The 25028-nt window shown below is 69.2% G+C and carries 25 protein-coding genes; 13 read left to right on the forward strand and 12 right to left on the reverse strand.

Annotated elements, in window-relative coordinates; genetic code table 11:
• Position 1 precedes the first annotated feature (1 nt).
• The 5 genes from mtrB (at position 2) to secA (ending at position 8849) form a co-directional block, all read left to right on the forward strand.
• Positions 2–1717 (forward strand): MtrAB system histidine kinase MtrB, encoded by a 1716-nt coding sequence (gene mtrB, locus NQK81_RS31980; RefSeq protein WP_126735758.1) that lies wholly within the window; start codon positions 2–4, stop codon positions 1715–1717.
• A complete protein-coding gene (locus tag NQK81_RS31985; protein WP_257484443.1) occupies positions 1714–3441 on the forward strand; it encodes an LpqB family beta-propeller domain-containing protein in 1728 nt (575 codons plus the stop codon). Before mtrB ends, NQK81_RS31985 begins: the two co-directional genes overlap by 4 nt.
• Before the next feature lie 465 nt (positions 3442–3906).
• Positions 3907–4545 carry a ComF family protein gene (locus tag NQK81_RS31990; protein ID WP_257484444.1) on the forward strand — a complete coding sequence of 213 codons (639 nt, stop codon included), beginning with the start codon at positions 3907–3909 and terminating at the stop codon, positions 4543–4545.
• A 552-nt stretch (positions 4546–5097) separates the two neighbouring features.
• Positions 5098–5784, forward strand: coding sequence for a ribosome hibernation-promoting factor, HPF/YfiA family (gene hpf / locus NQK81_RS31995; RefSeq protein WP_257484445.1), 687 nt, complete (start codon positions 5098–5100; stop codon positions 5782–5784).
• 233 nt (positions 5785–6017) lie between these two features.
• On the forward strand, positions 6018–8849 hold the full coding sequence (gene secA, locus NQK81_RS32000) for a preprotein translocase subunit SecA (RefSeq protein WP_192743381.1): 2832 nt from the start codon (positions 6018–6020) through the stop codon (positions 8847–8849).
• Between the two features lie 171 nt (positions 8850–9020).
• Here the strand turns inward: secA and NQK81_RS32005 are convergent, their stop codons facing one another.
• Together NQK81_RS32005 and NQK81_RS32010 are read right to left on the reverse strand one after the other, a co-directional pair.
• Positions 9021–10049 carry an IS30 family transposase gene (locus NQK81_RS32005; RefSeq protein WP_443092901.1) on the reverse strand — a complete coding sequence of 343 codons (1029 nt, stop codon included), beginning with the start codon at positions 10047–10049 and terminating at the stop codon, positions 9021–9023.
• Positions 10050–10198: 149 nt separating this feature from the next.
• A complete protein-coding gene (locus NQK81_RS32010; protein ID WP_126735753.1) occupies positions 10199–10702 on the reverse strand; it encodes an Rv3235 family protein in 504 nt (167 codons plus the stop codon).
• 112 nt (positions 10703–10814) lie between these two features.
• On the opposite strand from NQK81_RS32010, the gene NQK81_RS32015 reads away from it, so the two are divergent.
• Positions 10815–11219: an HAD family hydrolase gene (locus NQK81_RS32015; protein WP_257484446.1), complete on the forward strand. Its 405-nt coding sequence runs from the start codon at positions 10815–10817 to the stop codon at positions 11217–11219.
• On the opposite strand, the gene NQK81_RS32020 is transcribed toward NQK81_RS32015, so the two are convergent.
• Positions 11194–11973 (reverse strand): TrmH family RNA methyltransferase, encoded by a 780-nt coding sequence (locus NQK81_RS32020; RefSeq protein WP_126735751.1) that lies wholly within the window; start codon positions 11971–11973, stop codon positions 11194–11196. The two genes, NQK81_RS32015 and NQK81_RS32020, sit on opposite strands and share 26 nt — an antisense overlap.
• A 34-nt stretch (positions 11974–12007) precedes the next feature.
• Between NQK81_RS32020 and NQK81_RS32025 the strand changes: the two genes are divergently transcribed.
• Both NQK81_RS32025 and NQK81_RS32030 read left to right on the forward strand, forming a co-directional pair.
• Positions 12008–13414, forward strand: coding sequence for a WS/DGAT/MGAT family O-acyltransferase (locus tag NQK81_RS32025; protein ID WP_257484447.1), 1407 nt, complete (start codon positions 12008–12010; stop codon positions 13412–13414).
• Positions 13411–13902, forward strand: a complete 492-nt coding sequence (locus NQK81_RS32030; protein WP_126735749.1) for a DUF6912 family protein — start codon at positions 13411–13413, stop codon at positions 13900–13902. Before NQK81_RS32025 ends, NQK81_RS32030 begins: the two co-directional genes overlap by 4 nt.
• A 16-nt stretch (positions 13903–13918) precedes the next feature.
• Here the strand turns inward: NQK81_RS32030 and NQK81_RS32035 are convergent, their stop codons facing one another.
• The 4 genes from NQK81_RS32035 to rsgA all read right to left on the reverse strand — a co-directional run bounded on the left by NQK81_RS32035 (position 13919) and on the right by rsgA (position 17555).
• Positions 13919–14803, reverse strand: a complete 885-nt coding sequence (locus NQK81_RS32035; RefSeq protein WP_257484448.1) for an NAD-dependent epimerase/dehydratase family protein — start codon at positions 14801–14803, stop codon at positions 13919–13921.
• 58 nt (positions 14804–14861) lie between these two features.
• Positions 14862–15656: an SCO4651 family lipoprotein gene (locus NQK81_RS32040; protein WP_257484449.1), complete on the reverse strand. Its 795-nt coding sequence runs from the start codon at positions 15654–15656 to the stop codon at positions 14862–14864.
• Positions 15657–15728: 72 nt separating this feature from the next.
• Complete coding sequence (locus NQK81_RS32045) at positions 15729–16400, reverse strand: SCO4651 family lipoprotein (protein ID WP_257484450.1); 672 nt, start codon at positions 16398–16400, stop codon at positions 15729–15731.
• Between the two features lie 144 nt (positions 16401–16544).
• Positions 16545–17555 carry a ribosome small subunit-dependent GTPase A gene (gene rsgA, locus NQK81_RS32050; protein ID WP_257484451.1) on the reverse strand — a complete coding sequence of 337 codons (1011 nt, stop codon included), beginning with the start codon at positions 17553–17555 and terminating at the stop codon, positions 16545–16547.
• Positions 17556–17656: 101 nt separating this feature from the next.
• Between rsgA and NQK81_RS32055 the strand changes: the two genes are divergently transcribed.
• Together NQK81_RS32055 and NQK81_RS32060 are read left to right on the forward strand one after the other, a co-directional pair.
• A complete protein-coding gene (locus tag NQK81_RS32055) occupies positions 17657–18415 on the forward strand; it encodes an SOS response-associated peptidase (RefSeq protein ID WP_126735742.1) in 759 nt (252 codons plus the stop codon).
• Positions 18412–19020 (forward strand): alpha/beta hydrolase family protein, encoded by a 609-nt coding sequence (locus tag NQK81_RS32060; RefSeq protein ID WP_126735741.1) that lies wholly within the window; start codon positions 18412–18414, stop codon positions 19018–19020. Before NQK81_RS32055 ends, NQK81_RS32060 begins: the two co-directional genes overlap by 4 nt.
• Here the strand turns inward: NQK81_RS32060 and NQK81_RS32065 are convergent.
• A complete protein-coding gene (locus tag NQK81_RS32065; RefSeq protein ID WP_257484452.1) occupies positions 18970–19533 on the reverse strand; it encodes a hypothetical protein in 564 nt (187 codons plus the stop codon). The two genes, NQK81_RS32060 and NQK81_RS32065, sit on opposite strands and share 51 nt — an antisense overlap.
• A 105-nt stretch (positions 19534–19638) precedes the next feature.
• Entirely contained in the window at positions 19639–20115 is a 477-nt protein-coding gene (gene ybaK / locus NQK81_RS32070) for a Cys-tRNA(Pro) deacylase (RefSeq protein ID WP_257484453.1), read from the reverse strand.
• A 190-nt stretch (positions 20116–20305) separates the two neighbouring features.
• On the opposite strand from ybaK, the gene NQK81_RS32075 reads away from it, so the two are divergent.
• Together NQK81_RS32075 and rsrA are read left to right on the forward strand one after the other, a co-directional pair.
• Complete coding sequence (locus NQK81_RS32075; protein WP_126735738.1) at positions 20306–20944, forward strand: sigma-70 family RNA polymerase sigma factor; 639 nt, start codon at positions 20306–20308, stop codon at positions 20942–20944.
• Positions 20941–21264 (forward strand): mycothiol system anti-sigma-R factor, encoded by a 324-nt coding sequence (gene rsrA, locus NQK81_RS32080; RefSeq protein WP_126735737.1) that lies wholly within the window; start codon positions 20941–20943, stop codon positions 21262–21264. The genes NQK81_RS32075 and rsrA overlap by 4 nt, the downstream gene beginning before the upstream one ends.
• Positions 21265–21331: 67 nt before the next feature.
• On the opposite strand, the gene NQK81_RS45470 is transcribed toward rsrA, so the two are convergent.
• A complete protein-coding gene (locus NQK81_RS45470; protein ID WP_369299112.1) occupies positions 21332–21406 on the reverse strand; it encodes a 50S ribosomal protein bL37 in 75 nt (24 codons plus the stop codon).
• Positions 21407–21512: 106 nt separating this feature from the next.
• On the opposite strand from NQK81_RS45470, the gene NQK81_RS32085 reads away from it, so the two are divergent.
• Positions 21513–23036: a sensor histidine kinase gene (locus NQK81_RS32085; protein ID WP_126735736.1), complete on the forward strand. Its 1524-nt coding sequence runs from the start codon at positions 21513–21515 to the stop codon at positions 23034–23036.
• A gap of 294 nt (positions 23037–23330) precedes the next feature.
• On the opposite strand, the gene NQK81_RS32090 is transcribed toward NQK81_RS32085, so the two are convergent.
• Complete coding sequence (locus NQK81_RS32090; RefSeq protein WP_007028999.1) at positions 23331–23585, reverse strand: WhiB family transcriptional regulator; 255 nt, start codon at positions 23583–23585, stop codon at positions 23331–23333.
• 273 nt (positions 23586–23858) lie between these two features.
• The gene (locus NQK81_RS32095) at positions 23859–24785 is read right to left on the reverse strand and encodes a diacylglycerol/lipid kinase family protein (protein WP_126735735.1); all 927 of its coding nucleotides are present in this window, start codon (positions 24783–24785) and stop codon (positions 23859–23861) included.
• Positions 24786–25028 lie beyond the last annotated feature (243 nt).

Genomic DNA, 25028 nt, shown 5'->3' on the forward strand with positions numbered 1-25028 from the left:
CATGAACGGACGCTTGCGAAGGCTCGCCCAGACCACGATGCGCCACTTCCGGCGCATCGTGGTTTTCGTGCGCCGCAAGGTCGTCTCGTTCAACGAACTGTGGCGGCATTCGCTGCAGTTCCGGGTCACGGTGTCCACACTGGCGCTGTCGTCGGCCGTGGTGTTCGTGCTGGGCATGGTGCTGCAGAACCAGATCACCGAACGGCTGCTGGAGACCAAGCAGAACGCGGCCATCGCGCAGACGAGGGCGGTCGTCGAGACCGCGGCCGGTGAACTGATCGGCGTCGGCACCGAAAGCCCCGAAGCGCTGACCGCGCGGATGAAGAACGCGCTGAAGAAGATCACCAGCACGACGACTTCGCAGGACAGCGCCGGATCGGCCGCGGGCACCTTCGAGCCGGTGCTGGCCGCGGGTGGCCGTGACCAGTCGAACAAGCCGGTGTTCGCCGGGCCCTATGACAAGGTGCCGGAGCGGCTGCGCCAGTTCGTGGAGACCGAGCAGGTCAGCTTCCTGATCCACACGGTCACCGAAGCCGACGGCGGCAAGACGACGTACCTGATCGTCGGCGCGCCGGTGAGCACGATGATCAACCCGCTCCAGCTCTACCTGCTGTACCCGCTCACCAGCGAGCAGAACACCGTCTCGACCGTGCAGAACACGCTGCTCGTCGGCGGTCTCGTCCTGTTGCTCCTGCTGGCCGGGATCACGAACCTGGTCACCAGGCAGGTCGTCCGGCCGGTCCGGCAGGCCGCCGCGGCGGCCGAGCAGTTCGCGGGCGGAGACCTCGACCAGCGCCTCGCCGTGCTCGGCGAGGACGACCTGGCCAAACTCGCCGTGTCCTACAACGAGATGGCCGCGAGCATCCAGCGGCAGATCCGCCAGCTGGAGGAGTTCGGTGGCCTGCAACGCCGCTTCACCTCCGACGTCTCACACGAGCTGCGCACCCCGCTGACCACCGTCCGGATGGCCGCCGACGTGCTGCACGCGTCGCGCGAGCAGTTCCCGGCCGGGCTCGCGCGCTCCACCGAACTGCTGGTCGACGAGCTCGACCGGTTCGAGGCCCTGCTCGGCGACCTGCTGGAGATCAGCAGGCTCGACGCGGGCGTCGAGGAACTCTCCGCCGAGCTGATCGACGTCCGGCCGATCGCGACCAGGGCCGTCGAGCAGGTGCGGGTGATCGCCGGCAACGCGGGCAGCTCGGTCGAACTGGTCCTGCCGGAGGAAGAGGCGCACGCCGAGGTCGACGCGCGCCGCGTCGAGCGGATCCTGCGCAACCTGCTGGCCAACGCGGTGGACCACAGTGAGGGGAACCCGGTGGTGCTGACCCTCGCGGTCAACGAGACCGCCGTCGCCATCACCGTCCGGGACCACGGTGTCGGGCTGCGGCCGGGCGAAGCGGAACTGGTGTTCAACCGGTTCTGGCGCGCCGACCCGTCCCGTAACCGACGGACCGGCGGCACCGGGCTCGGCCTCGCGATCAGCCAGGAGGACGCCCGGTTGCACGGCGGCGTGCTCGACGCGTGGGGCGAGACCGGCCACGGCGCCTGTTTCCGGCTCGTGCTGCCGCGGCGGCAGGACACGCCGATGGGGGAGAGCCCGCTGGTCCTGCCACCGCCCGATCACACGTCCGCCGAACCACACGGCTCGTCCGGACTGCTCGAAGTCCGCCCCGCACCCGACGCGATCCTCGCCGAGCCAGAGGAGGTCGGCCGGTGAAACGGCTCCTGCCCCTGCTCGCGGCGTTGCTGCTGCTCGCGGGCTGCGCGAACATCCCGCTCGAATCCCAGCCCGCCGTCGTCTCCGGGGACAAACCCGGGCAGGTGCCCGCGGACGTCGCCGAGCCGGTGGCCGGGCTCGACCCGCTGACCGTCACCCGTCAGTTCATCCGCAACTCCGCGACACCGGGCACGGCGAACGCCAACGCGCGGGTGTACCTCGACGAGGAGGCCCGGCGTAACTGGAAGCCCTCGCAGGGGCTGACGATCATCGACGACACCTTCGGCACGGTTTACGACACTTCGTCGTCTTCTCCGAACCCGGACGAGCAGGTGGTGAACGTCCGCGGGTTCAAACTCGGCAACCTGAGCCCCGACAGCGCGTTCATCCCGGTGAAGGCCGAGTACTCGCAGCAGTTCAAGCTGCGGAAGCAACCGAACGGCCAGTGGCGCATCGTCGACCCGCCGCAGGAACTCGCCGTCACCGACGAGGATTTCGCACTCAACTACTTCCGCGTGCCGATCAGCTTCTACTCGCCCGACTCCGGGGCCTTCGTCCCCGACCTCCGCTACGTCGCGGCGAAACCGCAGGCCGGATTGCCCGGCCGAGTGATGGACCTGGTGCTGCAGGGACCGTCGGAAGGGCTGAAGGGCGCGGTCAAGGACCTGCTCGGCGACCAGGTCACCACCGAAAGCAACGTCCGCAGCACGGACGACGGCACACTGGACATCAACCTGACCGGTGTCGGCGGGGCCAGCCTCGCGGACCGGAACCTGATCGCCGCGCAGATCGTCCTCTCGCTGCAGACGGTGACGCTGAGCCGGATCCGGCTGCTGGCCGACGGCACCGCGCTGGTGCCGGACCACGAATACTGGCGTTCCAGCGAACTGCCCAACTACAACGTGGACATCGCGCCCAACTCGGAACTGCGGGGCCTGATGACCGTGAACGGCCGGGTCCGGTCGCTCGAAGACGGGCAGCCGGTCGGCGGGCCCGCGGGGAACGGCGGCTACAAGGTCGTCAGCGCCGCGCAGTCCGTCGACGGGAAACGGCTCGCGGTGGTCGAAGAACGCGACGGCAGGCAGTGGCTCCGGGTCGGCGACCTGGGGCACGACCTCGCCTCGGTGGACCTGTTCGGCGGCAGCCTGAGCCGTCCCACCTGGCGGCCGGTCGCCCGGGGCGGCGGGGTCTCCGGCGAGGTCTGGACGGTCGTCGACCACAACACCGTCGCCAGGGTCACCCTGGCCGCGGACGGCCGCTGGGTGAAGGCCGGCGTCGACGCGACCATGCTCACCAGCCTCGGCCAGATCACCGAAATGCGCCTCTCGCGTGACGGGTCGCGGCTGGCCGCGGTGGTCAACGGGCAGCTGGTGGTCGCCTCGATCGTGCGGACGGCGGACTCGGTGGCCCTGCGGGCGCCGCGGAAACTGCAGGAACGCGACCTCAAGGACGTCGTCGACGTCGACTGGGCGACCCAGGACCACCTGATCGCCGCGACGTCGTCGACCTCGCTGCCGGTGGTGAAGGTGCCGCTGGACGGGCAGCGGATGGACGCGTTCAACAGCTCGAACCTGACCCCGCCGGTGCACGGCGTCACCGCGGCGCCGAGCAGGCAGAACCTGGTCGCGGACGCGGGCGGGCTGTGGGTCGCCTCCGAGCTGGGGGAGGTCTGGCGGCCGCAGGCGCACACCGTCACCGACGCGGACCCGTTCTACCCGGGCTGAAGTACATGAAGGACCCCTTCCTTGCGCCTCACGCAAGGAAGGGGTCCTTCATGTACTTGGCAGGGAGGACGTCTCTTCGCGGTATTCCAGGGGCCCGCGCGTCGCGAAAGCCACTTTCGCGACCTCTGATGTCCCGAAAGTGGCTTTCGCGACGCGCAACGCTCCTCGGCGGGAGCAAGGGACCTTTAGTACCGCTAGCTTTCCTAGCGGCGCTAGCAAGCGGTTCGGGGCACTGGATGTCCGTGAAGGCCTCCTTCGCTACCTCGAGGGTAGGCAAGGAGGCCTTCACGGACCGAGCTCCGCGCGCCAAAGCGACGCGAAGCCGCGAAGCGTCCTTCTCCTCGATTGGCTTTTTCAACGACTTCCGGTCATGACCGGTCCCCTTAGGACGAAAAGGGTCCAAACCGGACCTCTCACGACACGACGCGACCCGGAACTGTCGGAGCCCCCGCCGACACTCGCCGCATGTCCCCACTCCTGGATCTCCTCATCCCCGCCCGCTGCGCGTCCTGCGGAGTGCCGGGCGCGCCCTGCTGCGCCACCTGTCAGACCGCTTGGGGTTCGCTCAGCGAGATCATCCGCGGCCCGACGGCCGGTCTCGTGCCCGTGTACGCCCTGGCCCCCTATGCCGACGACGCCCGTCGCCTGATCCTCGCCTACAAGGAACGCGGCCGCCGCGACCTCGCCCCTTCCTTCGGGCGTGCGGTCGCCGAAGCCCTCGGTCAGCTGCCCGATCCAGAGCCGGAACCTTGCCTCGTCCCCGTCCCTTCGCGACGGTCCGCCTCGCGTGTCCGAGGCGGACCGCACGTCCGGCGCGTCGCCGAAGAATGCGTGAAAGCACTGAGAGGCAAGGGAAAAGCCGCGACAGTGGCGCCGGTCCTCAGGCTGAGGTCCGGTGTTCGCGACGCCGTGGGACTCACCCGGGCCCAGCGGTCGGCGAACCTCGACGGCCGGATCCGCCTGGCTCCGGGAGCCTGCCGGGAGAAGGTCGTTCTCCTTGACGACGTCATCACAACCGGAGCGACCGCCGCCGCTTGTACGCGATTTTTGGACATAAACGGAATTCATGTTTCGGCGGTGGTGGCGCTGGCCGCCGCCGGGTGATCGGGCTGTCACCTACAAGAGTGATGAATGATCGGGAACGGGAATGGGTACAAGGGCGTTGACGGGATATGAGGGACCTTCTGGGGAACACTCCGACGGCCCGCCACTCCACCGGGGTGGCGGCGGATTCCCCCGGGCTCGGCACCCTAGGCACCCTCCGCATTTTCCTGTCCGAAGGCTTGCGCCGTCCGCGTGAAAAGAAATCACGGGGGCGACGCCCGACAGGCCGGATTGTCCCGCTGGCCGCACGGTCTTCGTCGCGTGCGGTGACGAGGTCTCACGTCCTGATATCCCCCGGCTCGGGGGCTGTTGCTCGCGGCGTGATGCAGCTAACGTGCAGCGCTATCAGCAATCCCGGCAGGCAGGGAGGTGACCAGCCCATGTCCCTGGCGCCGGAGCCGCGCTGAGTCCGCGCTCGGACATCCGACACGAGACGTCGTGGCCGTATGCCGAGTTCCCTCACCGCCCGCGATCCGGGCTTCGTCCCCGCATTACCGGCGCCCTAGTGAACACATCTACAGCTCGCAGTCATTTCAGCGAGGGAGGTCGTGTATGGACATCGTCGTTAAGGGCCGCAACGTGGAGGTGCCCGACCACTATCGGGCACTCGTCAGCGAAAAGCTGGCCCGGCTAGAGCGCTACGACAAGAAGGTCATCCGTTACGACGTGGAGCTCTTCCACGAGCCCAATCGCCGGCAGTCGAAGAACTGCCAGCGCGTCGAAATCACCGGTAAGGGCCGCGGCCCCGCCGTACGCGCCGAAGCGTGTGCCGGCGACTTCTACGCAGCGCTGGATTCCGCACTGAACAAGCTCGAAAACAGGTTGCGGAAGACACACGACCGCCGGCGCGTGCACTACGGCCGCAGCCGCCCGGAATCCGTCGCCGAGGCGACTTCGATGGCGGCCGCCGGTGGAACGACCACCGACACCCGACATCTGGCGGGTACCGCTGTGCTCGAAGCGCCTGAGGCCGAACCCATGGCCAACGGTTTCGCTGTCGAGAGCGGTGACTTCGAGATGCCCCAGCAGCGCTGGGATGACGGGGTGACCGAACACCAGCCCGGTCGCGTCGTCCGCGAGAAGAAACACGACGCGGAGCCCATGACGGTCGACCAGGCTCTCTACGAGATGGAACTGGTCGGTCACGACTTCTACCTGTTCAACGACTCCGACGCCGGATGCCCGAGCGTCGTCTACCGGAGGCGAGGCTTCGACTACGGCGTCATCCGGCTGAGCTAGCCGGCCCTGCGTCCAGACGGCGGCCCGCACGCGTCCCGTGCGGGCCGCCGTCATGTCCGGAACAGGCGGGACGCGGCCTCGTCCCGTCAGGTACCGACCGACGGTGCGTGCGCGAACACCGAGGTGTTCCCTACGATGGGGGCGGACGGTGGTGCGTTACCAGGCACCGCCGCGTACGAGATTGCCCGGGACCGGCTCGGGTGCGATCACAATCAGCTAGTGAGGTCGACCGGATGGTGCTGAACCGCCTGCTCCGCGCGGGCGAGGGCAAAATGGTGAAGCGGCTGCGACACATCGCCGATCACATCAACACCCTCGAAGACGACGTCAAGGAACTTTCGGACTCCGCGCTGCGGGCCAAGACCGACGAGTTCCGTAAACGGCACGCGGACGGCGAGTCCCTCGACGACCTCCTGCCGGAGGCCTTCGCGGTGGCGAGGGAGGCGGCTTGGCGAGTGCTCGGCCAGCGGCCCTACGACGTCCAGCTCATGGGCGGCGCCGCGCTGCACCTCGGCCAGGTCTCCGAGATGAAGACCGGTGAGGGCAAGACCCTGACCCAGGTCCTCCCCGCGTACCTGAACGCCGTTTCCGGCAAGGGTGTGCACGTCATCACGGTGAACGACTACCTCGCCAAACGTGACGCCGAGTGGATGGGCCGCATCCACCGCTTCCTCGGCCTCGAGGTCGGGGTCATCCTGGCCGACCAGACGCCCGAGGTCCGCCGCCAGCAGTACGCCGCCGACATCACGCACGGCACGAACAACGAGTTCGGCTTCGACTACCTCCGCGACAACATGGCGTGGAGCCTCGAAGACTGCGTGCAGCGCGGCCACAACTTCGCGATCGTCGACGAGGTGGACTCCATCCTCATCGACGAGGCCAGGACGCCGCTGATCATCTCCGGCCCGGCCGACCAGTCCTCGCGCTGGTACATCGAGTTCGCGCGGATGACGCCGCTGATGAAGCCGGACATCCACTACGAGGTGGACATCCGCAAGCGCACCGTCGGTGTCACCGAGAAGGGTGTCGCGTTCGTCGAGGACCAGCTCGGCATCGACAACCTCTACGAGGCCGCGAACACGCCGCTGGTCGGCTACCTGAACAACGCGCTGAAGGTCAAGGAGCTCTACAAGCGCGACAAGGACTACATCGTCCGTGACGGCGAAGTCCTCATCGTCGACGAGTTCACCGGCCGCATCCTGCACGGCCGCCGCTACAACGAGGGCATGCACCAGGCGATCGAGGCCAAGGAAGGCGTCGAGATCAAGGCCGAGAACCAGACGCTCGCCACGATCACGCTGCAGAACTACTTCCGGCTCTACGACAAGCTGTCGGGGATGACCGGTACCGCCGAGACCGAGGCGGCCGAGTTCCACCAGACCTACAAGCTGGGTGTGGTGCCGATCCCGACCAACAAGCCGATGGTCCGCGCCGACCAGGCCGACCTGATCTACAAGACCGAGCAGGCCAAGTTCGAGGCCGTCGCCGAGGACATCGCCGAGCGGCACGAGAAGGGCCAGCCGGTGCTGGTCGGCACCACGAGTGTCGAGAAGTCCGAGCACCTGTCGAAGCTGCTGCTCAAGCTGGGTGTCCCGCACGAGGTCCTCAACGCCAAGCACCACGACCGGGAGGCCCTGATCGTCGCCCGCGCCGGGCGCAAGGGCGCGGTCACGGTCGCCACCAACATGGCGGGCCGCGGTACCGACATCGTGCTCGGCGGCAACCCGGACATCATCGCCGACGAGGTGCTGCGCGACCGCGGTCTCGACCCGGTGGAGCACTCCGAGGAGTACGAGGCCGCCTGGCCGAAGGTGCTCGAGGAGATCCAGGCGGAGACCAAGGCCGAGGCCGAGGAGGTCCGCGAGGCGGGCGGGCTGTACGTGCTCGGCACGGAGCGGCACGAGTCGCGCCGCATCGACAACCAGCTCCGCGGTCGTTCCGGCCGTCAGGGCGACCCCGGCGAGTCCCGGTTCTACCTGTCGCTCGGTGACGAGCTCATGCGCCGCTTCAACGCCACGATGGTCGAGCGGGTCATGACCACCATGCGGCTGCCGGACGACGTGCCGATCGAGCACAAGATGGTCTCCAAGGCGATCAAGAGCGCTCAGACGCAGGTCGAGCAGCAGAACATGGAGATCCGCAAGAACGTCCTCAAGTACGACGAGGTCATGAACGAGCAGCGCAAGGTGATCTACGCCGAGCGCCTGCGCGTCCTCGAAGGCGAGGATCTGCGCGAGCAGATCGAGCACATGCTGGTCGACGTCATCAACGCGTACGTCACCGAAGAGACCGCCACGGGCTACGCCGAGGACTGGGACCACGAGAAGCTGTGGACGGCGCTGAAGCAGCTGTACCCGGTCAAGGTCACCTGGGAAGAGCTCACCGAGGACGACGACCTCGACGCCGACAAGCTGCGTGAGGCGCTGCTCGAAGACGCTCACCGCGCGTACGACGAGCGCGAGGCCGAGATCGACGCGAAGGTCGGCGAAGGCGCGATGCGCAGCCTGGAGCGCCAGGTGATGCTCACCGTGCTCGACCGCAAGTGGCGTGAGCACCTCTACGAGATGGACTATCTCAAGGAGGGCATCGGCATGCGCGCCCTGGCGCAGCGCGACCCGGTCATCGAGTACCAGCGCGAGGGCTACGACATGTTCCGCGCGATGCTGGAGTCGCTGAAGGAGGAGGCCGTCGGCTTCCTGTTCAACCTCCAGGTCGAGCAGGCCGAGCCCACCACGCCGTCGCCGGAGTCGGCGTCCGCGCTGCCCGCCGGTGTCGGCTCCGGGAACGGCCAGGCCGCCGGCGGCGACGGCAGGCACGCCCGCCCGACGCCTCCGCAGGGCCCGGCGACCGACACCCAGTCCGTGCCGTCCGCCTTGCGGGGCAAGGGACTCGGTGGTGGTTCGCAGTCCGGGCTGACCATGTCGGGCCCGTCCGAGGACGGCGGCGTCGAGTCGCATTCGGACAGTGCCGGCAGCGCCGGTGGTGACCAGGGCGGGACCCGCCGGGAGCGTCGCGCCGCGCAGCGCGCCTCCCAGAAGAAGGGCAAGAAGGGCCCGCGCCGCTAACGGCCCCAAAGCGCGTGAAGGCCCCTTCCCTCGGCTCAGCCGAAGGAAGGGGCCTTCACGCGCTTCAGGCCGCGTCGTGCGCTTCACGGGCGTCAGTCGGGCCCGATCGGCGGCGCGGGGTGTTGCGAAAGCCACTTTCACAACCTTCAACGTTGCGAAAGCCAGGCGGTTTCAACTGGTTGTTGCAAGTAGTGCTTTGTCGAGTGCTTGTGCTGGTGTGAGGAGGTCGAGTGTAGGGCGTGGTCGGGTGTTGAGGCGTAGGGCGATGGCGTCGCAGTGGGTTTGGGTGAGGTGGCGTAGGTCTGAGCCTTTGGGCCAGTAGTGGCGTAGGAGGCCGTTGGTGTTTTCGTTGCTGCCGCGTTCCCAGGGGCTGTGGGGGTTGCAGAAGTAGACCTGTAGTCCGGTGTCCAGGGTGAATTGGGCGTGCTGGGCCATTTCGTTGCCTTGGTCCCAGGTCAGCGACCGTTTCAGTTCGGTGGGCAGGGTGGTGATCATGCTGGTGAGCAGTTCCCGGACTTCGACGGCCTTGTGGGTGTCGGGCAGGGGGGCCAGCAACACGAATCGGGAGTGGCGTTCGACCAGGGTGATGACCGCGCCCTGGCCGACCGCGCCGAGGATCAGGTCGCCTTCCCAGTGACCGGGCACGGCCCGGTCGGCGGCCTCGGCGGGGCGTTCACTGATCGGGGTCATCCCGGTGATCCGGCCCTTGCGGCGGCTGGAGGTGCTGGTGCGTGACCGGCGCTGGTCCCGGCCCGACCGCAGATGCTCGGTGAGTTCGTTGCGGAGTTCACCACGAGTCTGGATGAACAGTGACTGGTAGATCGTCTCGTGACTCACCCGCATAGCCTGATCGTCGGGGAACAACCTCGGCAACATCAGGGAGATCAGCCGGGGTGACCAGTCCGCTTGCAGCAGACCGGTCACCACCGCCGCCAACGTGCCGACCAGCAGATGGGCTTTCGGGCGCCGGCCGCGTTCGACGGCCAGGCGCTGGGCTCGGTCGGCCCGGTAGCGGCGGGGCCGGCCATCGACCTTGGTACCGGGCCTGGAACACCGCGGTCCACCACCACGGCGTACTTCTCGTGAAATCGTCGAGGGCGACTTACCCAAGACCTTCGCCACCGCGTCCTGGCTCAAACCTTGATCCAAACCGTTCTGGATCTTCTCCCGCTCCTCGCGCGTCAACCGGGCTCCTGGCATGCCGATCTCCCTATCAGCCACCACAACTTGCAACAACCGATTGAAACCGCCCCACTTTCACAACCTTCAACGTTGCGAAAGTGGCTTTCGCAACACCTGCGAGCCGCCCGGCCGTCTGCCGCCCGCCCGCGCAGCGGCCCTCACGCGTATCAGGCCGCGAGCGCGGAAACCCGTCGCGGCGGCTTCAGCAGGTGGAAGCGGGTGCACACCCAGCCCGACGGTGTCCGCTCGAAGCGGGCGGCCAGCGCGAGGGAGCGTCCGTTCTGTTCGACGGTCGCGCAGGCTTCGACGACGCCGTCCGCCGGATGCCCCAGGTGGACCGACTTCGGCCGGTAGCCGCCCGAGGGACGGCGCCGGCCGCTGTCGAGCAACGCGCTGTGCAGCGCCGGGTCGAGGATCGGCCGCACCTGGACCGCGGGACGGCGCCCGTCGCAGGCTTCGAGGATGGTGGTCAGCAGCCTGCCGACCTGCTGTCCGTCGGGAGTGTCGGGCCGCGGCTGTGGTTCCTCCACGATCTTTTCGCCGGACAGCGGCAGGTCCAGCACGAGCTGGTTGTCCGGCACCGCCGCTCGGTGCACCAGGTTCTCCGGCCTGCCGGCGACCCGGTACGGCGGTTCGAACGGTTCGAGCCGTCTCAGTACGTACGACTTCATCAGGTTGTCCCCCTCCGCGGCCCCTCCGGCCGCGCCCAGCAACTAAGGGGCGGGCGACGGACGAAGCCGCGACAAGGACCGCCCGAGAGGATGAACCCGGCGGTGATCGCTTGTGTACGGTGGGCCGGTGCTGAAAGGGCTGGTCGTCGACTACGTCGGGGTGCTCACGGACGCCGGCGCGGACGAGCTGTACGCCTACCTGCGGGCGGCCAGGGCGCGCGGCATCAAAACGGCCTTGCTCTCGAACGCTCCCGGCGCGTCGGACGAGGCCAAGCGGTCGCTCGGCCCGTTCTTCGACGCGCTCGTCTTCTCCGGCGAGGTCGGCGTGGCCAAACCCGAACGCGAGGTCTACCTGCTGACCGCGGGGCTGCTCGACCTGCCCGCCGACCGGTGCGTGTTCGTCGACGACGCCGCGCGCAACGTCCGCGCCGCGGTGGCGGCCGGGATGGCGGGGGTGCACCACACGTCGGTCGAGGAGACGCTGACCGAGCTCAGCGCGTTGTTCCCGAAGCCTTAGCCCGGCGCACCAGCTCGAAGGACAGCACCGCGGCGGCGGCCGAGACGTTCAGCGACTCGACCTCGCCCGGCATCGGGATCGAAACCCACTCCGTCACCAGTTCGCCGACCTCGGCGCCGACGCCGTTCGTCTCCCCGCCCAGTACGAAGGCCGCGCGCTGCGGCAGCTCGACGTCGAATACCGAACTGCGGGCGGAAGCGCCCAGCGCGAAGATCCCGTAGCCGGCTTCGGTGAGCATTTCGGCCGCCTCGCGCGCGCTGCCGCATCGCAGTACCGGCGCGCGGAACGCGACCCCGGCCGAAGCCTTGACCACCATCGGATCGAGGGCGGCGACTCCGCGCCGCGGCACCACGACCCCGTCCAGCCCGGCGGCGGTCGCCGTGCGCAGGATCATCCCGACGTTGGCCGGGGTGGTGATGCCGTCGAGCAGCAGCACCCGCGACGGCGGCCTGCCGTCGGACAGGGCCGCGTGCAGGGAGCGCATCCGCGGGGCGACGACGTCGGCCAGCACCCCTTGGTCCTGTTTGCCGTTGCCCGCCAGCACTTTGACGCGATGCGCGCTCGCGCGCTGCACCGGCACTCCTGCGGCCTTGGCGGCACGCTGGATCTCGGCGGCGTTCGGCCCGCGCACGGTGTCGGCGAGGATCACCTTGTCCACCTCGAGCGCCGCGTCGTCCAAGGCCTCGAGCACCGGTTTGCGCCCGTACACCGTCAGGAACCGGTCCTTCGGCGAGATCACCGACTCATCACCCACACCGGCGAGTGTCCCACTATGTAAGGATCGGCCCATGCCCGACCGCCTCTCCGCGCTGGACGCCTCGTTCCTGTACGTGGAAGACCACTCGACCCCGATGCACGTCGGCGGCGTGGCGATCTTCGAGCGCCCGCGCGAGGGTTTCACCTACGAGCGGCTGCTGGACCTGATCGGGCAGCGCCTCTCCTTCCTGCCGCGGTACCGGCAGCGGGTGCTGGAGGTGCCCGGTCACCTCGCCCGGCCGGTGTGGGTCGACGACGTCGACTTCGACCTGAACTACCACGTCCGCCGGTCGGCGCTGCCACAGCCGGGCTCCGACGGTCAGCTGTTCGATCTCGTGGCGCGGCTGATGTCGAGGCGGCTCGACCCGGGAAGGCCGCTCTGGGAGGCGTACTTCGTCGAGGGGCTCGCGGGCGACCGGGTCGCGCTGGTGACCAAGACGCATCAGTCCGTCGTGGACGGGATAGGCACCATCGAGATCGGGCAGCTGATCCTCGACGCCACCCCGCAGGAGCCGGAACCGTTCGACGACACCTGGCATCCCCGCCGGGAACCGAGCCGTACCCAGCTGATCCTCGACGCGGTCGCCGAGACCGTGCAGCGGCCGACGGAGCTGGTGGAGAACGTCCGGTCCATCGCCCACGACGCCACCGCGATGGCGGGCAAGGTCACCGAAACGGTCGGTGACGTCGCGTCGGCGTTGAAGACCATGGTGAGCCCGGCGCCGTCCGGGCCGCTCAACGTCCGCACCTCCGGTGGCCGCATGTTCGCCGTGGTCCGGACGCGGCTCGACGATTTCCGCGAGGTCCGCGCCGCGCACGGCGGCACGGTCAACGACGTCGTGCTCGCCGCGATCACCGGCGCGCTGCGGGAATGGCTGCTCTCCCGCGGCTCGAACCTGACCGCGACGACCACCGTGCGCGCGCTGGTGCCGATGGCCGTCCGTGACGCCGAGACGGCCGAATACTCGACGCCCGCACTGGTCGGGAACCAGGTCGACGCCTATCTGGTCGATCTCCCGGTCGGGGAGCCGAACGCGGTCCTGCGGTTGCAGCACATCGGCCACGCGATGGCCGACCACCTCGACTCGGGCCGTTCGGTCGCCGCGCGGGGACTGCTGACGGTCGGCGGGTTCGCCCCGGCGACGCTGCATTCGCTGGGCGCGCGGGCGGCCGGGTCGATGTCGGGCCGCATCTTCAACGTGCTGATCACGAACTCACCGGGCCCGCAGGTGCCGCTCTACGCGGGACAGGCGAAGATGGTGGAGATGTTCCCGGTCATGCCGCTGGTGCGCAATCAGGCGCTGGCGATCGGGGTCACCTCGTATCACGGTGGTGTCTACTTCGGACTGAACGGCGATCGCAAGGCCGTGTCCGATGTGGACCTGCTCGCCGGGATGATCGAGGAATCGTTGGAAGAGCTGAAGGGTGCGCACTGGTGAGGGTCTATCTACCGGCGACGATCGCGATGCTCCGTGACCTCGAAACCTCCGGCGAGTTCCGGGCGCGGAGCGGCACGGGATTCGCGCTGACCCCGGCGCTGCGGGAGTCCTACGCCAGCGGATCCGACGAAGAACTGGAGTACGCCGCGCTGCTCGACGCCGCGAGGGCGTCGCTCCGGCTGATCGCGGCCGAGGAGAAGCCCGAGCCGCGGCGCGTGGTGATCTCGGCCGACGTCGAGGAGGTCACGCTGCGCCCGGATCTCGACGCCGCCGTCGTCCGGCTGGCCGGGCCGGTGAAAATCGCCGACGTCGCCGCGATCCACGTCGACGCGGCCGAAGCGGCCGAGTCCGTCCAGGCCGCCGCCGCGGTGATCGACCAGGCCGACCTCGGCGATCCGGACGCGGAGTTCACCCTCGGCGACGCCGAAGACCACGAACTCGCCTGGTACGCGCCCCAGGAGCTCCCGTTCCTGCTGGAACTCCTCTAGCCCCCTCCGAAACGCGTCAGAACCAGGACGGCCCGGGCACCGGGCGCTCGGGTCGCCAGCCGGTCGCCTCGGTGAGCCTGGTCGAGACCACGCGCTGCGAACGCGCCAGCACCGACATCAGGCCCAGCCGGCTCGCCAGCCACTTCGGCAGCGCGCGCGGACGGCGGACACCGGCCGCGGCGGCCATCGCCTCGCCGAGTTCCTGCTTCCGCACCGGATCCGCGGCCAGGTTGTAGACGCCGCTCGGTGCCCGCAGCGCCGCGATCGCGCCCGCCGCCGCGTCGTCCGGATGGATCGCCGCGGTCCAGTCGGTCCGGCGGCCGATGATCAGCGGCGAACCGCGCCGCGCGGCCGCCAGCATCGTCGTGGTCATCGGATCGCCGGCGACCAGGAGCCCGATCCGCAGCCGGATCGCGGTGCGGCCCTCGTCCGCCAGTTCCGCGATGTTCGCGTGCGCCACCGTCGAAGACGCGATGTTGCCGCGCAGCTCGAGGGGCGAGTCCTCGTCCAGTTCCTGGTCGCCGCCGTCGGCGTAGACGAACGAGATCCCTTCCTGCACCACGATTCCCACCTCGCCGGCCCGTCGCACGGCGTCCGCCAGGGTCCGGCTGCCGGTGATCCGCACGCGGTCGTTCTCGGCCCAGCCGGAGAGCGTCATCGCCCGGCGCGCGTCCGGGATGCGGGTGGCGACGTTGACCACGGCGTCGTGCCCGTTCAGCGCGCCCGCCAGGGAATCGACGTCGAACAGCGAACCCGGCACCGGTTTCGCGCCGGTCGCGCGCACCGCCGCGACCCGGTCCGCCCCGCGGGCCAGCCCGCTCACCTCGTGGCCTTCGGCCAGCAGCCGCCGCACCAGCGGGCGCCCCAGCACCCCGGTCGCCCCGATCACCATCACGCGCATGTCCGTTCCTCCTGTCTCGCTACCCGGGGGACGAGACGCGCGCGGGGAACGTGACAGGTCAGCCCGCCGGGATTTCCCCGATGTCCTCCGGCGGTGGCGCCTGGATGTCGGCCTGCGTGCCCCATTCGCTGTAGCGGGTGACGATGCGGGCCATCGAGCTGTCCGGGACACCCGAAGCGGCGAGGACGGGCGCGAGGTCGAGCACGATCCGCAACGGCCGGTGGGCGTCGTCGAGCCAGATCTCCATGGGGATCTTCCCGAGCTTCCCCTGCAGCTCCCCGAGGGCCTCGGCCGACAACCCGGCGGGCAGATCACCGCCCAGCGAGGCCATGTCGACGTCCAGCCGGTAGCGCTCGGCGGGCACCCCGTCGAGTTCGGTGTGCCCGGATTCGACGAGCGTGCCCGCCTTCCGCACCTGGCCGAACGCGCGGGCGGGGTCGTTCTGCTTCGCCAGCTGATCGATGCTGCCGCCGGCGACCTGCGAAAACGGGTCCGCGCCGTCGGGGGAGACCTTCACCCAGGGCTTCCCGCCGGGGACGTCCTCGCGGGCGGCCTCCGGGACCTTGGCGAAGACGATCTTGTCTACGAGCCGGAGTTCGAGGGGCTCGCCGAGGAAGTCCGTGGTCATGGCCAGCGCGGTGCCCGCCCCCACGACCTTCGCCTCTCCCTGGCTCTTCGACCGCATCGTGCCCGCGGTGACCTCGGTGACGAACTTCGCGGCCTTGCCGTCGATCGCGGACGTGGCCCCATCGGCGAGCGCGCGGGCATCGGCGAACGCCACGGCTCCGCCGTCGCACGCGCCGAGCAGCGCGCCGAATACGAGCACAACGGTGGCGAGGGCCGTTCTCCGCATGAGGGACCTGCTTTCAAAGGCGGGCGCCCAAGCGAAACACAGCCGCGGTCCGCACCCCGATCGGGGGAAGGCTCAGCGGCTGTCGCCGACCGCCTCGGGCGGCGGCGCGATGATCACCACGTCGGAGGCCCAGCTTTCGTACTTCACCGTCGCCTTGCCGATGCTGACCTGCACCGGACGTTGCTCGGCGTCCAGCCACACCTCGGCGGGGGCGCCACCGAGATCGAGGACGTAATGCGTGGCGGCCGTGCCGTTCACATCGGCCTGCCCGGACTTCGTGACCTTGCCCGTTTTGGCGATCCGGTCGATCGTGCGGGTCGGGTCCATCGTCTCGACGACGTTCGTCATCAGCGCGCCGTTGGCCGCGGAGAGCGCGTCCTTGCCGTCGGCGGTGATCTTGACCCATTCCTTGCCGGTCTTGAGTTCCTGGACCTGAGCGTCCGACAGGTGGTAGTAGAGGACGCCGTCGGCGAAGATCAGGTCCCGTTTCTCCCCGGCGACCTCGGCGACCATGGAGAACTTGCTGTTCGGTCCCTCGTAGAGCCCGGAACTGGTGACCACGACCTTGCGGCCGTCGTCGGCGGTGGTCTCGAGCGCGATCTTGGACGAGCGGGCCTTCTGCGTACCCGCGGCGGCGGCCGAGGCCAGTTGCGCCGCGTCGTTCACCGGCGGTTTCTCTTCGCCGGAACAGCCGCCCAGCAGCAGGAGAGCGGTACAGACGACGGCGAATCCGGTGGCACGCATGGGACTCCCTCGGGTGAATGGTCTGTACCACTACCGTAGCGCCTATCGCGTGAATTTCCACCGTCCGAACGGTCCGGAAGCGCGTGAAGGCCCCCTGTGTCCTGAAGGGCTCCTTCGAGACATTGAAGAACGACCCGGAATCAGTTACCGCTCGTCGTCGTGCCCGGCACGGGACCCCAAAAGCCGCCGCAACGACGTCAGCCGCTCCGCGCTCGCGTGACCTTCGGTGACCACGTCGTCGAGCGCGCAGTCCGGGTCCGAAGGCGGCCCGAGGTGCCCGCAGCCGGAGGGGCACTCTTCGGCCGCCTCGGCGAATTCCTCGAAAGCCAGGACGATGTCGTCGGCGGTCACGTGCGCCAGCCCGAACGAGCGGACGCCGGGGGTGTCGACCACCCAGCCGCCGCCGGGGAGGGGGAGCGCGACCGCCGCGACGGACGTGTGCCTGCCCTTGCCGACCGCGCTGACCACACCGGTCGCCAGCCCGGCGTCCGGCACCAGCCGGTTGACCAAAGTGGACTTGCCGACCCCGGAATGCCCGACCAGCGCGGTGAGCCTGCCCTTGAGCCGTCCGGTCAGCTCTTCCGGATGTTCGTCGTGCCGGGTGACCACGGCCGGGATGTCGAGGCCCGCGTAGCCGGCGAGGAGTTCGTCCGGGCTCGCGAGGTCGGCCTTCGTCAGGCACAGGACCGGCTCCAGGCCGCCCGCGTAGCAGGCGACGAGACAGCGGTCGATGAATCCGGTGCGCGGCGGGGGATCGGCCAGCGCGGTGACGATCAGCAACTGCTCGGCGTTGGCGACCACCACCCGTTCGAACGGGTCGGTGTCGTCCGCGGTCCGGCGCAGCACGCTGGAGCGTTCGTCCACCCGGATGATGCGGGCGAGGGTGTCGGGTTTGCCGCTCACGTCGCCGACGATGCCGACGGTGTCGCCGACGACGACCGGGACCCGGCCGAGCTCACGGGCCCGCATCGCGGTGACGACCCGGTCCGGATCGGAGTCGATCGCGCAGGTCCAGCGGCCGCGGTCCTTGCCGATGACCATCGCGGTGGAGGCGTCCGCGTGCTCGGGGCGGCGTTTGCTGCGCGGCCTGGTGCCCTTGCCGGGACGGATCCGCACGTCGGATTCGTCCAGCCTGCGCCAGTCCTTGCCAGCCAAACCGCCTCCTGCTCTTCGCATCCCGCGGGACAATGATCCCATGCTGCTCGCCAACGCCTCGTCAGCGTGTAACGATGGCTGTCGATCAGGGAGGTTTACGCATGTGCGGGCGTTATGCCGCGACCAAGGACCCGGCGGCGCTGATCGACGAGTTCGCCGCGGTGGACCTGACCGAGGGCCGGGTCCGGACCGACCACAACGTGGCGCCGACCAAGGTCGTGCCCACCGTCGTGCAGCGGCATCCGCGTGACGCGGACGGCGCGGTGCTCGAAGACGAGCCCGCCGTGCGGTCGCTGCGGATGATGCGCTGGGGGCTGGTCCCGTTCTGGGCGAAGGACCCGGGGGTCGGCTCGAAGATGATCAACACGCGCGCCGAGACCGCGAAGGAGAAGCCGTCGTTCAAGAAGGCGGTTTCCGCGCGGCGGTGCCTCGTCCCCGCCGACGGCTGGTTCGAGTGGCGGCGCGACGGCAAGGAGAAGCAGCCCTTCTTCATGACCGGACCGGGTGACGAGTCGCTCGCGTTCGCCGGGATCTGGGAGACCTGGCGGCCGAAGGACGACAAGGACGCCGACCCGCTGATCACCTTCTCCGTGATCACCACGGACTCGGTCGGCAGGCTGACCGACATCCACCACCGCATGCCGCTGCTGATGCCGCGCGAAAAGTGGGACACCTGGCTCGACCCGGACCTCGCCGACGTCACCGACCTGCTCGTCCCGCCTCCGGCGGACCTGGTCGACACGATCGAGCTGCGGCCGGTGTCCAGCCTGGTCAACAACGTCCGCAACAACGGCCCGGAGCTGGTGGACCGCGTCGAACCCGCCACCGAAAGCCCGCTCTTCGAGCTGCCGAACTCATGACGAAGCTGGAGATCGACACCGCCTACGGCCCCGCGCGGGCCGAACTGCACTGTGCCGAGGAAGGCGTCGCGGTGCTGATGCTCGGCCACGGCGCGGGCGGGGGGATCGGCGCGAAGGACCTGGTCGCGGTCACCCGTGCGGCGCAGGCAGCCGGTGTCCACGTCGCGCTCGTGGAGCAGCCGTACCGGGTGGCCGGCCGCCGGGCGCCCGCTCCCGCCACCCAGCTCGACACCGCCTGGCTCACCGTCGCCGACGAGATCTCCGCGCGCTTCGACGATCTGCCGCTCGTGTTCGGCGGCCGGTCGTCCGGTGCCCGCGTCGCCTGCCGGACCGCCGCGACGGGGCAGGCGGTGGCGGTGCTCTGCCTGGCCTTCCCCGAGCATCCGCCGGGGAAGCCGGAGAAATCCCGGCAGGGTGAGCTCGACGCCGTCGAGGTCCCGACCCTGGTGGTGCAGGGCGACCGTGACCCGTTCGGCCTGCCCAAGGCGGGGCCGCATCACGAGATCGTGGTGCTCAAGGGCGATCACAACCTCAGCGCCGACCTCGAAGGCGTGTCACGCGCGGCCGCCGAGTGGCTGGAGCGTGTGCTGCGGCCGCTCACCTGAGAGCCGCCGCCGGGCGTAGTGCACGGTGACCGCCGCCAGCAGCGGGCCCCAGAGTAGGAGCGGCGCGTAACAGGCCGCCATGACGACGCCGTAGACCGGCGAGTCTTCCCAGCTCCCCGGACCCATCGAGGAACCGGCCTCCGCCCAGCCGAACAGTCCCTGGACACCCAGCCCGGTCAGCGCGAGCGCGCCCGCGGCGGCCGGGAGGATCGCCGCGAGCGGCGGGATCCGGCGGCCGCGCAGCCCCGGGAACCAGCGCGGCCACACCTCGCCCCACGGCCGGACGAGCCCGAGGGTGAGGAACGCGAGCGCTTCGGCGAGCAGGCTCAGCCCGAAGACGTAGGCCGTGCCCCAGCCGGGGATCCCGAACTCCACCAGCCCTTGCGCGGTGAACCCGACCGGGATGCCGAGACCCATCGCGATCCGCCACAGCCCGGAGGGCAAGGTCACCAGCAGCGTCGCGTGGGCGGCGAGGTTCGCCCATCTCGGCACGTCGGGCACGGTCTCGGTCATTTCGTCGCTCCCAGGAGTCGTCTTTCGCCTGCCGACGACGATTCCCGGGTGCGGCCGCGTGATCTTCCCGCTGCGGACCGATCCCTCTCCCTCGCGAGGGTGAGGTCAGCCCGCGATCGGGGCGACCACGGCGCCGGTGAGCCTCACCAGGTCGCCGGGCGCGAGCTCGACCTCCAGCCCGCGCCGCCCGGCCGAGCAGTGCACGGTCTCGAACTTCTCCGCCGACGAGTCGATCACCACCGGCAGCCTGCTCCGGTGCCCGAGCGGCGAGATCCCGCCGAGCACGTAGCCCGTCGCGCGCTGCGCGGCGGCGGGGTCGGCCATCTTCGCCTTCTTCCCGCCCACGGCGGCCGCCAGCGCCTTCAGATCCAGCTGGCCGGTGACCGGGACCACGCCGACGGTCAGTTTCCCGTCGACCTCGGCGACCAGTGTCTTGAACACGCGCGCGGGGTCGAGCCCCAGCGCTTCGACGGCTTCGAGGCCGTACGACTCGGCCCGCGGATCGTGGTCGTAGGCGTGCAGAACATGCGCCACTTTCTGCTTCGCCAGCAGCGCCGTCGCCGGGGTTCCCTTGCCTGCCATGGGCGAAGTCTACGAGCGTGCCGGGAATGCCCGGCCGGGCCGCACTGTTGAAAGGCACGTGTCCACCACACTGGAAGCTCCCCGAATCCTGATCCCGCGCACGCCGGGCGGCCAGGTGATCCGCCCCCGCGTAAACTCGACGACGTCTCATGCGCACAAGCGCATCGACGCCGATCGGGAAGGGAACGGTTTGCCGAGCACGCAGAATCCCGCGCCGGACACGGGCACGGACGCCGAAGAGGCGGCCGCGCGGGCCGAGCGCTTCGAGCGGGACGCGATGCCCCTGCTCGACCAGCTGTACTCGGCCGCCATGCGGATGACCCGGAATCCCGCCGACGCCGAGGACCTCGTCCAGGAGACGTACCTGAAGGCGTACGCGGCCTTCGCGTCCTTCAAGGCGGGCACGAACCTCAAGGCGTGGATGTACCGCATCCTCACGAACACCTACATCAACGGCTATCGCAAGCGTCAGCGCCAGCCGGTGCAGCAGCCCACCGAGGAGATCACCGACTGGCAGATCGCCAAGGCGGAGAGTCACACCTCCAGCGGGCTGCGCTCGGCCGAGGTCGAGGCGATGGACAACCTTCCCGACGCCGACGTCAAGGAAGCGCTGCAGAAGCTGCCCGAGGAGTTCCGCCTCGCGGTCTACCTCGCCGATGTCGAAGGTTTCGCGTACAAGGAGATCGCCGAGATCATGGACACGCCCATCGGCACCGTGATGTCCCGGCTGCACCGCGGCCGCGCCCAGCTCCGTGACCTGCTCGCCGACGTCGCCCGCGAGCGGGGCTTCATCCGCTCGGGCAAACAGCAGGAGGTGGCGGGGCGATGACCGAGGACTACTGCGCCGGCGCGGACGACAAGGTCAGGTGCGAGGAAGCCCTCGCCGACATCTACCTGCTGCTGGACAAGGAGTGCAGCGCCGAGCGCGACGCCGCCCTGCGCAAGCACATCGAGGACTGCCCGCCGTGCCTCGAGGAATACGGCATCGACGAGCACATCAAGCAGCTCCTCGCCCGCAAGTGCGGCGGTGACCACGCGCCGGACGACCTCAAGTCCCGGCTGCGGGCCTCGATCCGGCAGACCGTGCAGACCAAGGGCTCGCTGACCATCGAGCGCACCGAGGTCAAGATCGAGCAGACCTTCGAATAAGCGGCTCAGGACACACGAAGGCCCCCGTACCGATCGGTGCGGGGGCCTTCGCCGTCTGATCGAATGATCAGGAGTTGGGCTTCTTGCCGTGGTTCGCGCCGTTCTTCTTACGGTCGCGACGCTTGCGGGCGCGCTTCGACATGTTTCACTCCTCGTCCGAGTGGCCCTCGCGGGGTGATACGACACCGCTGGGCCAGGGTCAACCTCTCCAGTGTGTCATGCGGCCCTCACCCTGCTTGGATGGGGACGTGTCCACCCTTTCCGATCTGCTCGCGGAGAACACCGGCCTGTCCGGTGAAGCCGCGGACCATCTCCAGACCGTGGTCGCCGAATGGCAGCTGCTGGCCGACCTGTCCTTCGCCGACTTCCTGCTGTGGGTCGCCGTCTCGGAGGAACTGCAACCCGACGGCGGCGACTACGTGTGCGTCGCCCACGCGCGCCCGACGACGGCGCCGACGGCCCATCCGGAGGACGTCGTCGGCTCCCGGTTCACCGTGGACGAGCATCCGCAGCTGGCCAAGGCGAGCCGCGAGGTGCGGATCTGCCGCGAGGAGGACCCGCACTGGTACCGCGACCTGCCGATGCGCCGCGAGGCCATCCCGGTGGTGTTCGGCGGCACGGTGATCGCCGTCCTCAGCCGCGAGACCAACCTGGCGGCCTCGCGGGTGCCCAGCCCGCTCGAGATCGCGTATCTCGGCAGCGCGGGCGACCTGTGCCAGATGATCGTCGACGGCACCTTCCCCAGCCCGGGGAACCAGACGGACACGCACACCAGCCCGCGGGTCGGCGACGGCCTGATCCGCCTCGATCCGACCGGCACGGTGGTCTTCGCCAGCCCGAACGGGCTTTCGGCGTATCACCGGATGGGGCACGAGTCCGATCTGGTCGGGCAGCGCCTGGCGCCGCTGACCAGGTCGCTCATCCGTGACCCGTTCGACGCGACCGAGGTGTCGCATCGGATCATCGAGGCGCTCGACGGCAAGCCCAGCAGCCGGACGGAGGCGGATTCCCGGCGCGGTGCCGTCGTGCTGTTCCGTGCGCTACCGCTGCGTCCCGCCGGGCAGGCCGCGGGTGCGCTGGTGCTGGTGCGCGACGTCACCGAGGTGAAGCGCCGTGACCGCGCCCTCCTGTCCAAGGACGCGACCATCCGCGAGATCCACCACCGCGTGAAGAACAACCTGCAGACCGTCGCCGCGCTGCTGCGGCTCCAGTCGCGCCGGACCTCCAGCGAGGAGGCGCGGCTCGCGCTCGGCGAGTCCGTGCGCCGGGTCTCGTCGATCGCGATGGTGCACGAGGCGCTGTCCATCTCGGTGGACGAGCGGGTCGACCTCGACAAGCTGCTCGACAACGTCCTCCCGATGGTCGGTGAGGTCGCGACGGCGGAATCGCAGGTCGGCCTCTCGCGTACCGGCTCGTTCGGTGTCGTCGTCGCCGAGATCGCGACGCCGTTGGTGATGGTGCTGGCCGAACTCGTCCAGAACGCCATCGAGCACGCGTTCCCCGACGGGCGGCCGGGCAAGGTCGAACTGGTGGTGGAACGCTCCGCCCGCTGGCTCGACGTCGTCATCCGCGACAACGGGCGCGGGCTTCCCTCGGGGTTCTCGCTGGAACGCAGCGACGGCCTCGGGCTCCAGATCGTGCGGACACTGGTGGAGTCGGAGCTGCGCGGATCGCTGTCGATCCGGGGTCTGCGCGGGGAATCCGACGAGACCGGCGGGCGACGGCTGGGAACCGAAGCGGCGCTGAGGATTCCGCTGTCCCGGCGTCTCTAGTGGACTGTCGCGTTTGATCGTCCACAAGGGACAGTCTTATCCGGACACGTTTTAGGGCCGGCGCCCGAAGAGAAGTGGCGCCGGCCCTGTAACGGTTCCGCGGGAGGACTTGGGAAAAGTCCGCTGAAGCCATACCCCCGTGAGGGCGTGTCGGCCTCGCTTGTTAAGCTCAAGCCGGGTACGTGTCACCTCACGGCGCACGGCCATACAGCCATCGCGCCGCAGGATATTCCCGAAGCTTGGGGTCTTGCTCAGTTGTGAGTGATGCGATGAAGCGTGCTGAGTCCGAAAGACTCAGGCGGAGGTACGCGTGCCGATGTGCGTACGACGGCGCTTCAGGGCCCGTCGCTCGTCCTCGCTCATCCCGCCCCAAACGCCTGCGTCCTGCCCGCTGGCCAATGCCCAGGCCAAGCAGTCGGAAGCGACGGTGCAGCGGTGGCACACGGCCTTCGCCTGCGCTACCTGCGACAGAGCAGGACCGCTGGTTCCCACGGGGAAGAACAGCTCGGGGTCCTCGTCTCGGCAGGCCGCGTCGTGGCGCCAGTCCATGTTTCTGAGCTCCTTCATAACGGCGCGGTACTCCGCGCCATAGTCGTCATGGCGGTCGTTTTTTTGGGTGCTTGTGAATGCTTTCACGAAGCACCCGTTTCGACAAGGGTTTTCTGAAGATCGGTGAGTCAGCTCACCCGGCCGAGCGACGCTTCTGACCTGCGGTTTCGTTCCGAAACAGCCTTCCGAAGGGAAGGCCGATGCGGTGAGCGGAGGTTCTGCGTCGATGAGCGGCAGTTCGTACTTTGCCGCAGGCGATCAGCGGTCCGGTCGTCAGACGATTACCGTCAGTGCTTCCGGGACGCTGAAGAACTCCACCCTCTTCCGCTGGCCGACGAGGTCGCCGTCCACCTGGAAGTTTACCGGTTCAGCAGCGTCTATGCGGATCATCGGCAGGTCATCGTGACGAAGGAGACGTCGCCCGCGTTGATCGCTCTTAGTGAGCAATGCCTGCCGTACATGCTTGAACACGGTGGGCAACCCCAGACCGCTCAACGCGAAAAGGCCCAATCCGGTGTCGAACGAGCTGTCCGGGTTCAGGTGGACGGGACGGTTGCCCAGGTAGCTCCACGGATCGGTGTTCGACACGAAAGCGGTCAGCACTTCGGTGGGCTCTTCACCCGGGATCCGGACCGTCAGGGGCGGACGGCCCAGCGGGGGCCGCAGATGCGACGCCACCGCGGCCCTCAGATAGAGCCCCGCGGTGGTCTGTTTGCCCCGTCGCTTGGCCACGCGGCCGACGACGTCGGCGTCCCAGCCCAGGCCGGCGTTGAAGGTGAACCAGTGGCCGTCGGCGATCCCGAGGCCGACCTTGCGGCTCCGGTCGTTCTCGATGGCGTTGAGGAGCTGATGGGTCGCTTCCACGGGATCGTGCGCGATACCCAGCGCCCGGGCGAAGACGTTCGCCGAGCCGCCCGGCACGACACCGAGCATGGGGGCACCGCCGACCTTCGCCGGATCGCCGTCGGAGTCCGCGAGCAGCCCGTTGACCACTTCGTTGACCGTGCCGTCGCCGCCGTGGGCGACCACCAGGTCGATCCCGTCGCGGGCGGCGGACCGGGCGACGGCCATCGCGTGGCCGCGGTAGTCGGTCTCCACCACGTCGAGTTTCACCTGGCTGGCCAGTGCGTGCGCCAGCACGTCACGGCCACCGGCGGTGGTCGAGGTGGCTTGGGGGTTCACGACGAGGATGGCACGCACATACCGCAGGGTAAGTGACTCCGGCCCGAAGGTGTGAGCTTCACGTGACGCGAAGCTCAGCCGTGCGGAGCGTCCTCGAGGCAGCACCGTATGGCCCTGTGGCGGGCGTCCCTCCTCACTGTCGGCTGGTGACAGCGCGTCGTGACAAGTGCACCCGGGCCGACCGCCCGCTCATCGACGACACTGCCAATTCTTCCCATGCGGCGGCGAGGGGAAACCGGCCGACCGGGTGGCATACGATCG

Origin of the sequence: Amycolatopsis roodepoortensis, from assembly GCF_024628825.1 — a bacterium.
Classification (GTDB): Bacteria; Actinomycetota; Actinomycetes; order Mycobacteriales; family Pseudonocardiaceae; genus Amycolatopsis; species Amycolatopsis roodepoortensis.

What these genes read in the sequence shown, in the direction of transcription:
- NQK81_RS32010 (WP_126735753.1), bottom strand. Translation starts at nt 10,702, where the DNA reads ATGAAGTCGTACGTACTGAGACGGCTCGAACCGTTCGAACCGCCGTAC.
- secA (WP_192743381.1), top strand. Translation starts at nt 6,018, where the DNA reads ATGGTGCTGAACCGCCTGCTCCGCGCGGGCGAGGGCAAAATGGTGAAG.
- NQK81_RS32065 (WP_257484452.1), bottom strand. Translation starts at nt 19,533, where the DNA reads ATGACCGAGACCGTGCCCGACGTGCCGAGATGGGCGAACCTCGCCGCC.
- NQK81_RS32060 (WP_126735741.1), top strand. Translation starts at nt 18,412, where the DNA reads ATGACGAAGCTGGAGATCGACACCGCCTACGGCCCCGCGCGGGCCGAA.
- NQK81_RS32005 (WP_443092901.1), bottom strand. Translation starts at nt 10,049, where the DNA reads ATGCCAGGAGCCCGGTTGACGCGCGAGGAGCGGGAGAAGATCCAGAAC.
- NQK81_RS32045 (WP_257484450.1), bottom strand. Translation starts at nt 16,400, where the DNA reads ATGCGTGCCACCGGATTCGCCGTCGTCTGTACCGCTCTCCTGCTGCTG.
- NQK81_RS32035 (WP_257484448.1), bottom strand. Translation starts at nt 14,803, where the DNA reads ATGCGCGTGATGGTGATCGGGGCGACCGGGGTGCTGGGGCGCCCGCTG.
- rsrA (WP_126735737.1), top strand. Translation starts at nt 20,941, where the DNA reads ATGACCGAGGACTACTGCGCCGGCGCGGACGACAAGGTCAGGTGCGAG.
- NQK81_RS31990 (WP_257484444.1), top strand. Translation starts at nt 3,907, where the DNA reads ATGTCCCCACTCCTGGATCTCCTCATCCCCGCCCGCTGCGCGTCCTGC.
- NQK81_RS32040 (WP_257484449.1), bottom strand. Translation starts at nt 15,656, where the DNA reads ATGCGGAGAACGGCCCTCGCCACCGTTGTGCTCGTATTCGGCGCGCTG.
- mtrB (WP_126735758.1), top strand. Translation starts at nt 2, where the DNA reads ATGAACGGACGCTTGCGAAGGCTCGCCCAGACCACGATGCGCCACTTC.
- hpf (WP_257484445.1), top strand. Translation starts at nt 5,098, where the DNA reads ATGGACATCGTCGTTAAGGGCCGCAACGTGGAGGTGCCCGACCACTAT.
- NQK81_RS32090 (WP_007028999.1), bottom strand. Translation starts at nt 23,585, where the DNA reads ATGGACTGGCGCCACGACGCGGCCTGCCGAGACGAGGACCCCGAGCTG.
- NQK81_RS32025 (WP_257484447.1), top strand. Translation starts at nt 12,008, where the DNA reads ATGCCCGACCGCCTCTCCGCGCTGGACGCCTCGTTCCTGTACGTGGAA.
- ybaK (WP_257484453.1), bottom strand. Translation starts at nt 20,115, where the DNA reads ATGGCAGGCAAGGGAACCCCGGCGACGGCGCTGCTGGCGAAGCAGAAA.
- NQK81_RS32055 (WP_126735742.1), top strand. Translation starts at nt 17,657, where the DNA reads ATGTGCGGGCGTTATGCCGCGACCAAGGACCCGGCGGCGCTGATCGAC.